The organism is Capnocytophaga gingivalis (assembly GCF_002302415.1).
GTDB classification, from domain to species: domain Bacteria; phylum Bacteroidota; class Bacteroidia; order Flavobacteriales; family Flavobacteriaceae; genus Capnocytophaga; species Capnocytophaga gingivalis.
This window is the reverse complement of the sequence record NZ_CP022386.1, coordinates 959,362-970,628: the sequence shown is the minus strand read 5'-3', so window position 1 is coordinate 970,628 and position 11,267 is coordinate 959,362. Positions and strand designations below refer to the sequence as shown.

At 40.3% G+C, this 11,267-nt stretch carries 7 protein-coding genes; 6 read left to right on the top strand and 1 reads right to left on the bottom strand.

Features of this window, described 5'->3' with window-relative positions:
- Positions 1 to 29: 29 nt before the first annotated feature.
- The 4 genes from CGC50_RS04400 to CGC50_RS04385 all read left to right on the top strand — a co-directional run bounded on the left by CGC50_RS04400 (position 30) and on the right by CGC50_RS04385 (position 3,515).
- Complete coding sequence (locus CGC50_RS04400; RefSeq protein ID WP_095909846.1) at positions 30 to 353, top strand: barstar family protein; 324 nt, start codon at positions 30 to 32, stop codon at positions 351 to 353.
- A gap of 176 nt (positions 354 to 529) precedes the next feature.
- Entirely contained in the window at positions 530 to 1,813 is a 1,284-nt protein-coding gene (locus CGC50_RS04395; RefSeq protein ID WP_095909845.1) for a DUF5018 domain-containing protein, read from the top strand.
- Positions 1,814 to 1,864: 51 nt separating this feature from the next.
- Positions 1,865 to 2,689, top strand: a complete 825-nt coding sequence (locus tag CGC50_RS04390) for a leucine-rich repeat domain-containing protein (protein ID WP_095909844.1) — start codon at positions 1,865 to 1,867, stop codon at positions 2,687 to 2,689.
- Positions 2,690 to 2,705: 16 nt separating this feature from the next.
- Positions 2,706 to 3,515, top strand: a complete 810-nt coding sequence (locus CGC50_RS04385; protein WP_095909843.1) for a leucine-rich repeat domain-containing protein — start codon at positions 2,706 to 2,708, stop codon at positions 3,513 to 3,515.
- A 206-nt stretch (positions 3,516 to 3,721) separates the two neighbouring features.
- Here the strand turns inward: CGC50_RS04385 and CGC50_RS04380 are convergent, their stop codons facing one another.
- Positions 3,722 to 5,869, bottom strand: coding sequence for a S9 family peptidase (locus CGC50_RS04380; RefSeq protein WP_095909842.1), 2,148 nt, complete (start codon positions 5,867 to 5,869; stop codon positions 3,722 to 3,724).
- A 554-nt stretch (positions 5,870 to 6,423) separates the two neighbouring features.
- Here CGC50_RS04380 and rpoC point away from each other — a divergent pair.
- A complete protein-coding gene (rpoC, locus tag CGC50_RS04375; protein WP_095911283.1) occupies positions 6,424 to 10,707 on the top strand; it encodes a DNA-directed RNA polymerase subunit beta' in 4,284 nt (1,427 codons plus the stop codon).
- 4 nt (positions 10,708 to 10,711) lie between these two features.
- Positions 10,712 to 11,017 carry a DUF3467 domain-containing protein gene (locus CGC50_RS04370; protein ID WP_002668674.1) on the top strand — a complete coding sequence of 102 codons (306 nt, stop codon included), beginning with the start codon at positions 10,712 to 10,714 and terminating at the stop codon, positions 11,015 to 11,017.
- Positions 11,018 to 11,267: the final 250 nt, after the last annotated feature.

The window sequence follows — 11,267 nt, the reverse complement described above, 5'->3', positions numbered from 1 at the left end:
AAACACTATTTTAAATATTTACTAATAGTATGAGTACATATGCATACCTTAGAAAAAATGCCATGGAAATTCATGTTGATTTGAGAAATGTTCGCAGCGAGCGTGCTTTCTTGAACAAGATGAAGGAAACCTTTTCCTTGCCCGACTATTTTGGTTATACTTTGGATGGCTTGGATGACTGCATGCAGTCTTTGGAATGGATAGAACAAAAGCAGGTATTGGCTAAGTTCTACCATTTGGACGATGTCCGCCAGCAAAATGAGGCCTTGTATGGGCAAATCGTCGATAGTCTGAATCTTTACAAAGCGTATTGGACAGGCAATCCTGATAAAAAAGTGTCATTCGAATATTAAGGTACTTCTTAAGAGAAAACCATAAGAGGAGAACTTCAGAGACTTCTGGAGGAGCTCCTCTTGTGTTTTTTGGAAGTGGAGAGGAATTGATGGTGTTAAATTATACATTTTTGCTTTGTTGTAGATGATTATTTATTACCTTTGCCTTCAGATAAAACACTTTAAAAGCTTTTGTAATGAAAAAAATTTATGCTTTATGCCTCTTGCTTCTGGCTGTAGGATGCAAGAAGGATGATTCTGAATCACTTCCACTGAATGCAGAAAAGGATATTCTTTCGTTTGTCTTTACTCTGGAAGATAAGCCCTATACGGCTCTTATCAAAGGGACAGATATTACAGTTTCTTTACCTGAAGATACTCCAGTGGAGGCGCTTAGCCCTACAATTACAATTTCCAAAGGAGCAACGCTTAGTCCTAATACAGGGGTAGCTCAGGATTTTACAAAACCAGTAAACTATACTGTAACGGCTCAGGACAAGACCACTAAGACCTATAAAGTAGTGGTGACAGTTGAGAAAACTGAGCAACCACAGGTACCTATAGCTATAGAACCTATTCCTCAAGGATTTGCCAAAGACAAGCAAGGGGGAGAGGTAGTTTCTTTCAATACCAATACCTTACCTGTGAAAAAGGAGCAAATCAAGGTACAATTGGTCAACCGAAAAGATTTTTCTATCTCTTATGAGTTGAAAGTACAGAAGATAGATAAGAAGGAGAGAAGGGTAGATGTAGTTTTGCCTGCCTCTTACAAGAATGGTGAATATAGTCTTAAGGCAACTTTTGACAAAGAAGAGGCCTCAAGTGACTTTTTTGTCTTAGAGAATGGTATTCCTGTGTTGAAGGTGTTGGATATCAATTATTTTGAAGGTCCAGTCACTGTATTGGCTACTACTCATTTGCAGAAATTTAATACAGTTATATATGCCAAGGAAGAGGATTTGGCCAAATATACTTATTATTTGAGAAAGAATGGGCAGGACTATCCTCTTGCTGTAACTTATACTGGTTCTTATAATGTTCATTTTTTGATGTTTGATACGCCTTCTACCCCTTTGATAGGTGGTAAGGACTTTGATTTTGTTATCAAGGGGAAGGGAAAAGAGTATGTACTTCCTTTTGTCAATAGCCAGAAAGAACCTATAGAAATAGAGGTAGCTCATGCACCTTTGATCCACTCTCTTTCTCAGACTTCTCTAAGGACAGGAGATACACTGACCCTCACTGGAGAATATTTTACTTATACAAGTGTGGGACGAACCAATGGTGATTATAGGTATTGTAGTCTGCTCCTATTTAAGGATGGAGAGCTCAAAGCAACTATAGATACTTTTGATCATAGGGACACAACGGCTACTTTTACTATTGATGATAGTGTGCCCGCAGGTACTTATAAGGTTGTCTTTTCCTCACAGATTAGGCTCTTGTCTGAGTCTTTTGCACAGGAGATTACTATACACTAATGTAAGAAGCACTCTTGTAATTTGTTTTTTTTAACTTCTAAAGTCAATATAATGAAAAAACTTTTCTTATTTCTTTTGTTTATACTCTTAGTAGGTTGTCAGAAGGAAGGTAGGGGGCATAGTGATATTCCTTCGAGCTACTATCAGCTTAGCCATGATGGACTCACACTTGTAAAATGGAAAGATCAAAGTCTCTCTTATATAGATATGCAAGCCGATAGCAAGTTGCGAGAGATCAATACCATTGCTGATGAAGCCTTCAAGGGTTGTAAGAATCTCAAAGGGATAACGCTCTCGGATAATCTTAAAGAAATAGGTGTTGAGGCTTTTGCTCAGACAGATCTGAGTGAAGGTCTTCACTTTTATTCTTATTCAAATGTAGTCTTTGGGGAGAAAACCTTCTATCAGTCTAACCTTAGGGAGGTTATACTTCCTAATACTAAAGCGCTCTCTAATCGTATTTTTGCCGATTGCAAACAACTTAAAAAGGTTACTTTCGCCAAGACGAAACTTATAGGAGACGGAGCTTTTTATGGCTGTGAGGTATTAGAACAAGTAGACCTCACTCAAGCAAACGTGGAAGGAATAGGGAAGGAGGCCTTTGCCAATTGTAGCCAGCTGAAAAAGGTTGTACTCTCAGTAACAATGAATCTAAAACCTATAGGAGATAAAGCTTTTGCCAATTGTAAGACATTGGATAGTTTTACTATACTTTCTCTGTATCCTCCTTATTATGAAGGAGATCCTTTCTATGGTATTTCCAAAGTTACCTTCCCAAAAATCTATGTGCCCAGTCAGCCAGAGGAGCTCCTTTCTCTTTATAAAAGAGATTATTATTGGAAGGCGTTCGCAGATTATATTCAGGTGATTCCATAACATAAGTATTTGTCAAATGAAAAATTTTTTATTACTAACCTCAATATTCTTCGCACTGATGGGGTGTTCCAAAGGTGATGGGGATAACAATAGAGCCAACTCCATTCGTTCCACCGAGAATTATGATATTAGTGGGGATGGGCGTACACTTATAAAATGGAAAAATCCTAATACCACTTCTCTTGATATGCAAGCCGATAATGAGCTTAGAAAGGTTAATACTATAGGAGAAGGTGCTTTCAAGGAACATAAGCACTTACAATCCATTACTTTTCCAGACAATCTCAAGGAGATAGAAGCCTTTGCTTTTGAAGAGGCGGATCTTAGTGGAGAAGTTGTATTCAACACGGCTGCTATGGTGGATTTTGGAGAAAAGGCTTTTTTCAATGCCCATCTTAAGAAGGTGACTCTTCCTAATATACGTTTGTTGTCTGACAGTGCTTTCTCTTTTGCCAAACTCGAAGAAATTTATTTCAATAAGGTAAACAAATTGGGTTTTGGAGCGATCAGTTGGAATTATTTCAAGGTACTCCATTTGGAAAATACAGAACTTACTGAAATACAAACAGTAGGAATCTCTGGATGTATGGAATTGGAAAGTGTTTTTCTGCCAGCAACCCTCACTGCTATAGGGTATGATGCTTTTTGGTATTGTAACAAACTAAAAACAGTGACTATCCTTGCGGTAAATCCTCCAGTTTTGGTAAACAACCCTTTCAGGAGTACAGCTCTACAGAAGATATATGTACCCTCCTCTTCGGTAGAACGTTACAAAAGGGCTAATTATTGGAGTGCCTTTTCTGATAAGATCTATCCTAAACCATGATAAAGAATATTTTACAAACAAAGAGGCTGTCTGAAAAGTATAAAATATTGTTTTTCAGAGGTTTAAATTGAATATTTTTAAATTTTATTCTATTGAAAATCACGCATTTTAGATTCTGTTGTAGGGGCGAATTGTAATTCGCCCGCTAAAAACAAGGCTTTTCAAACAACCTCTTTAATTTTTCATAAATAGTTAGTTATTATACTTTATTTCTCTATTCCAATACACTTGAGGATAAAGGCGAATTCAAAGGCTGTATCCTTAATTCTACCATAGCGACCTGTGGCACCTCCGTGTCCGGAATCCATGTCCATGTGTAGGAGCAAGAGATTCGTATCGGTTTTAAGCGAGCGAAGCTTGGCTACATACTTAGCAGGTTCATGGAAGAGTACTTGAGAGTCATTAAGCCCGCCCGTTACGAGCATATTAGGGTAGTTTTGTGCTTTGATGTTATCATAAGGGGAGTAGGAAAGCATATAGCGGAAATATTCTTCCTCATTAGGATTTCCCCATTCCTCATATTCACCTGTGGTAAGAGGGAGTGTATCGTCCAGCATGGTAGTTACCACATCCACGAAAGGCACCTGTGCTACCACGGTATGGTATAGGTCAGGACGCATATTGGTTACAGCTCCCATGAGCAAGCCTCCTGCAGATCCTCCTGCGATGGCTAACTTGTCAGCAGAAGTATACTTGTCTTTGATAAGCAACTCACTGCAGGCAATAAAGTCAGTAAAGGTATTTTTCTTATGGAGGAGCTTTCCGTCTTCGTACCATTGTTCTCCTAAGTCACTACCTCCGCGTATCTGAGCAATAGCAAAGACAAAACCTCTGTCAATAAGGCTATAGTAGGAAGTGCTGAAATACACTCTGGAGTTACTACCATAGCTTCCATAGGAATACAAGAGCGCAGGGGCGGATCCGTCTCGCTTGAGACCTTTTTTGTACACTACTGCCATAGGGACTTTTACGCCATCAGGAGCGGTAGCCCATAGTCTTTCCACAGTATAATCGTCAGGATTGAATCCTGAAGGCACTTCTTGTTCTTTGAGTTTGTTGCTTGTTCCTTCAGCTATCTCATATTCATAAAGGGTAGTAGGGCGGTTCAATGAAGTGTATGAATAGCGGAAAGAACCAGAGTCATACATAGGATTTTCTTTCAAGGAGACCGAATATACAGGTTCAGGGAAGGAGACTACGTGTTTTTCACCTCCTGCTACAGGGAGTGCTTCTAACTGAGTAAGCCCATTTTTGCGCAAGGATACCACTACATAATCCTTCAGTACATCAATTCCCTCAATACGTGTGTTGGGATCATGAGCAAGGAACTCTTTCCAAAGAGTACGGTCAGTATATCCTACCAAAGGTAGTTTGTACATTTCTCCATTGAGGTGCTTGTCATCCTTATAACGAAGGAAGAAGTAATCCTTATGTGGGTATACGGCATATTCCACTCCTTGGGTACGAGGCAAGAAGACTTTTAGCGGCTGGGTAGGGTTATCTGCAGAGAGATAACGTGTCTCTGAGGTAGAGGAACTTTCATTGAACACCCATATATGCCTTTTGAGCTTATCGGCAGAGACATAAGTAGAGAAACGAGCATCATCCTCTTGGTAAAGAAGCTCAGAGTTAGGGGCGTCCAACACTTGACGATGGATCTGATGGGAGCGCAAGGACTTATCAATCGTACTATAGAAGAGGGTCTTACTATCATTTGCCCAAGCCACAGAAGCGACCCCCTCCACACGGAAGTTGATATCACTACCTGTGGAAAGGTCTCTGATTTTTAAGGTATATTCCGCATAGGAGCCTGTTTCATTATACAGATAAGCAGCTTTCTGATTATCTGGACTGATAAAATACCCCTCGAAGATGAAAGCATTTTTCCCTTCTGCCATTTGGTTCACATCAAAGAAGACTTCTTCAGGGGCTTCCATGGATCCTTTTCGGCGGCAATAGGTGAGATATTGTTTCCCTTTTTCGCTACGGTTGTAGTAGTAGTAACCATTGTCAAAGGTGGGATAAGTTTGGTCATCTTCCTTAATGCGCCCGAGAATCTCATTATAGATGGTCTCTTGCAGTTTTTTGGTAGAAGCCATTACTGTATCAGTATAAGCATTTTCTGCTTTAAGGTATTCTATGACTTTAGGATTGGTTTTGTCCTTAAGCCAGTAATAAGGGTCGGTACGCTTTTCTCCGAAATTCTCAAAAATTTGAGAGATTCGCTCAGCTACAGGAGCAGGAGGAAACTGATCTTGATTGAAAGGAGTTGTTTTTTCCTCCTTTGTAGTGTGACAAGAAGTGATTGCTGCGAATGTAGCAACCAAAGGGAATGCAAGATGTATTCTTTTCATAGCATGTATATTGATGATTGTTATCTAAATAATTAGTACTAAAACTGTATAAAGTGATTATTAAAATTGTAAATATTTTTAATATTAGTGTATTATTCTAAAATAAATAGTATTTTACTATTTTAATTTTTTGTGAGATGAGATGTGTGTAAAGAGTTTTATTCCAGTGGATTACGAGTACAAATATACGTTTTTTTGTAAATAAATAATGCTTTAAGGATAATAATTTTTCTATTACTTGAACTAATTTGTGTAATGTAGCGAGTTCCATTGTTTTTACAAAAAATGTTATTAACTTACAAGAGGAATTGGCAACGGCCAAAAATAATTAAAGAAAATATTGGATTGTAAAATTTTTTTTGTATCTTTGCTCCCAATTTGGAAAAGTATTCAAGAGAAGTTATTTTGACTTTTTTGATACATATAAGTACTTGTTTTTCATTTATTTATATAGAAAAACAAAGGTAGAGAAGGCAACATAATCAAGAGGTTGTGTAGCCTCCTCTTTTCGTGTATTTTTCCAAATGGGACAAATTTTGTTATTAAAAAGTGCTATGGCAAGAGTAAAAGAGAAAAATGCAACTTTGAGATTTGACAAAATCTCTATCGGATTGGCTTCACCTGAGAGTATCTTGGCCGTTTCTCGTGGAGAGGTGGCTAAGCCTGAAACCATCAACTACCGCACCCACAAGCCTGAGCGAGATGGTCTCTTCTGTGAGCGCATCTTCGGCCCAGTGAAGGACTATGAGTGTGCTTGTGGTAAGTATAAGCGTATCCGCTATAAAGGCATCGTGTGTGATCGTTGTGGAGTGGAAGTAACTGAGAAAAAAGTACGTAGAGAGCGTGTGGGGCATATCAATCTGGTAGTGCCTATAGCGCATATTTGGTATTTCCGTTCACTTCCTAATAAAATTGGTTATCTCCTTGGGCTGCCTTCCAAGAAGTTGGATATGATTATCTATTACGAACGCTATATCGTAATCCAGCCAGGGATAGCTAAAACGATTGATGGAGATCCTATTGAGAAGATGGATTTCCTTACCGAGGAAGAATATTTGGATATCATGGAGTCTCTTCCAATAGAAAACCAATATTTGGAAGATACAGATCCTAATAAGTTCATAGCAAAGATGGGGGCTGAAGCTCTCTTCGATTTGCTTCATGACTTAGATCTCGATGCACTCTCTTATGACCTTCGTCACAAGGCCAATACAGAGACTTCTAAACAGCGCAAGACTGAGGCGCTCAAGAGATTGCAAGTGGTAGAGGCCTTCCGTGATTCTCAGAAAAATCGTGAGAATAAGCCTGAATGGATGATTATGAAGGTTATCCCTGTGATTCCTCCTGAATTGCGCCCATTGGTGCCTTTGGATGGGGGACGCTTTGCAACCTCTGACCTCAATGACCTATACCGACGCGTGATTATACGTAACAATCGTCTTAAGCGATTGATCGAAATTAAAGCACCAGATGTGATCTTGCGCAACGAAAAGCGTATGTTGCAGGAATCTGTAGATTCACTTTTCGATAATACTCGTAAGTCTTCTGCTGTAAAGACCGATGCCAATCGTCCGCTGAAATCTCTTTCAGACTCTCTCAAAGGGAAACAAGGACGCTTCCGTCAGAACTTGCTAGGTAAGCGTGTGGACTATTCTGCGCGTTCGGTAATTGTTGTAGGGCCTGAAATGAAACTTTACGAATGTGGTTTGCCTAAGAATATGGCTGCCGAGCTCTACAAGCCTTTTGTGATACGTAAGCTCATAGAGCGTGGTATCGTAAAGACTGTGAAATCAGCTAAGCGTATTATTGATAAAAAAGAGCCTGTAGTATGGGATATCTTGGAGAATGTAATCAAGGGACACCCTGTACTACTGAACCGTGCTCCTACTTTGCACCGCTTGGGGATTCAAGCTTTCCAGCCAAAGCTTATTGAAGGAAAAGCAATTCGTCTTCACCCATTGGTATGTACCGCTTTCAACGCGGACTTCGATGGTGACCAGATGGCTGTACACTTGCCACTGGGGCCTGAGGCTATTCTCGAAGCTCAAATGCTGATGTTGGCTTCCAACAATATATTGAATCCTGCCAATGGGGCACCTATTACTGTACCTTCTCAGGACATGGTCTTGGGTCTGTACTATATTACTAAGATGCGCAAGAGTACCCCAGAAGAACCTATCGCTGGTGAAGGCTCTGTGTTCTACTCTCCTGAGGAGGTGAATATCGCTTATAACGAGCGTAAGGTACATCTGAATGCCTCTATCAAGGTGCGTACTAAGGACTTAGATGAAAATGGAAATATTGTAACTAAGCTTATAGAAACCACTGTAGGGCGTGTCCTCTTCAATGAGGTTGTTCCTATAGAGGCTGGATATATTAATACGGTATTGACCAAAAAATCTCTCCGAGATATTATCGGTCACGTACTTAAGAAAACAAGTATTCCTCGCACTGCAGAATTCTTGGATGATATCAAGTCTATGGGGTATAAGTTTGCTTTCCAAGGAGGACTTTCTTTCTCCTTAGGTGATATCATTATCCCTCAGGAAAAACAAGCGATGATTGCCGATGCCAATGAACAAGTACAGGGAATCATTGGTAACTATAACATGGGACTTATCACCAATAACGAACGTTATAACCAGGTGATCGATGTATGGACTTCTACCAATGCCCGCCTTACTGACTTAGCGATGAAGCGTATCAGTGAGGACAGACAAGGGTTCAACTCTGTATATATGATGCTTGACTCTGGGGCGCGTGGTTCCAAGGAACAGATTCGCCAGCTTACCGGTATGCGTGGTCTGATGGCTAAGCCAAAGAAATCTACCGCTGGTGGGGGCGAGATCATTGAGAACCCGATCCTTTCGAACTTCAAGGAAGGTCTTTCTATCTTAGAGTACTTTATCTCTACCCACGGAGCGCGTAAGGGACTTGCCGATACAGCGCTTAAAACAGCCGATGCGGGTTATCTTACTCGTAGGTTGGTGGATGTATCTCAGGATGTGATTATCAATACTGATGACTGTGGAACCCTCCGTGGTATTGAGGTACATGCCCTCAAGAAAAATGAAGAGGTTATTGAGACTTTGGGTGAACGTGTATTAGGCCGTGTAGCTCTCAATGATATTGTCAATCCACTTAATGAAGAAATTATTGTCCTTGCAGGAGAAGAAATTCGCGAAGATGCCGTGGATAAGATCAATCAGGCTCCTATCGAATCTATAGAAGTGCGTTCAGCACTTACCTGTGAAGCTAAGCATGGTATTTGTGCTAAATGTTATGGACGAAACCTCTCCACCGGTAAGATGGTACAGATAGGAGAGGCCGTAGGAGTAGTAGCTGCTCAGTCTATCGGGGAGCCAGGTACTCAGCTTACCTTGCGTACTTTCCACATGGGGGGAACTGCAGGTAATATCTCCGAGGAAAACAAAATTATTGCGCACTTCGATGGTATCCTCGAAATAGATGACCTTAAGACAGTTAAGGGAGAAGATTATGACGGAAATCCAGTAGAGGTGGTGATCTCTCGTACTTCCGAGGTGAAGATCTTAGAACCTCATACCCGTATGGTACTAAGTACCTCCAACATTCCTTATGGTTCCTTTATCTTTAAGAAAAATGGAGATACTATACAAAAAGGAGAGGTGATCAACCAATGGGATCCTTATAATGCGGTGATTATCTCCGAGTTCTCCGGACAGATTGTCTACGAAAATATAGAACAAGGGGTTACCTTCCAGGTTGAGATAGACGAACAAACAGGATTCCAAGAGAAAGTGATCTCTGAATCTCGTAACAAACGACTCATTCCTACCCTACATATTCAGGATAAGAGCGGAAATATCTTACGTTCGTACACCTTACCGTTAGGAGCTCACATCATGGTGGATGACAAGGAAAAGATTAAAGAAGGTAAGATCTTAGTAAAAATCCCTCGTAAGTCCGCCAAGTCTGGGGATATCACAGGGGGTCTTCCACGTGTAACAGAGCTCTTCGAAGCACGTAATCCTTCCAATCCAGCTATTGTAGCCGAGATCGATGGGGTTGTTTCCTTTGGTAAAGTAAAGCGTGGTAACCGTGAGATCTTCATAGAATCCAAAACAGGAGAAAAGCGTACTTACTTGGTAAAACTCTCTTCTCAGGTATTGGTACAGGAGAATGACTATGTACGTGCAGGGATGCCTCTTTCCGATGGTTCGGTAACTCCAGAGGATATCCTACGTATCAAAGGACCTTCAGCAGTACAGCAGTATTTGGTTAATGAGGTGCAAGAGGTATACCGACTCCAAGGGGTGAAGATCAATGACAAACACTTTGAAGTGGTAGTACGCCAGATGATGCGTAAGGTAGAAATACAAGATCCAGGGGATACACTCTTCCTCGAAGAACAAATGGTTCACAAGGATGACTTCATCGAAGAAAATGATAAGCTCTTCGGTAAGAAGGTTGTCATAGATGCTGGAGATTCTGAAAATCTCAAAGCAGGACAGATTGTGACCATGCGTCAGCTTCGTGATGAGAACTCTCTCCTTAAGCGTCAGGATAAGAACCTTGTTGCCGCTCGCGATGTCATCCCTGCTACTGCAATTCCTGTATTGCAAGGGATTACACGAGCCTCCCTACAGACTAAGTCCTTTATCTCGGCCGCTTCCTTCCAGGAAACGACTAAAGTACTCAATGAGGCTGCCGTACAAGGTAAGGTAGATACCCTCGACGGACTTAAGGAAAATGTTATTGTAGGTCACCGTATCCCTGCTGGTACTGGTATGAAACGTTATGAGAATATCATAGTAGGCGCTCGCAAGGATTTAGCTAAGCAAAATATCAACCTATAATCTCATGGAAAAGCTCATAAAAAAAGAAATCAACATAGAGATTGATGATAAGGTGGCTACGGGTATCTATTCGAACTTGGTGGTAGTCAATCATTCAGAAACAGAATTTGTCTTGGATTTTGTCTCTATTATGCCAGGGATGCCCAAGGCACGAGTACAGAGTAGAGTGATTATGACCCCTTCACAAGCCAAACAACTCATGCAAAACCTCAGCACCAACCTCTATCAGTATGAGCAAGACAAAGAGGCACTTTCCGATGGGGAAGTCTTTGCTTCACAGACACACTTCTCTGGTTCAGGAGAAGCTTAAGGTCAGTTTAACAATCAGTATAACAATAAGTAAGGAGATGAATTATATTCATCTCCTTTTTATTTTTCACAAGCGGAATGTTAAATTTTGTTTTGTGAAAAAAAAATACAAAAAAATACTTGTGATATTAATAATATTTCATAAATTTGCCCGGAAAATATGTTTCATGGGAGAAAAGTATCCATGTGGTAAAAGACTATTTTATAGCTAAAAAGAAGTGTAGATTTCTCCTCTAATTAACAATTGATAT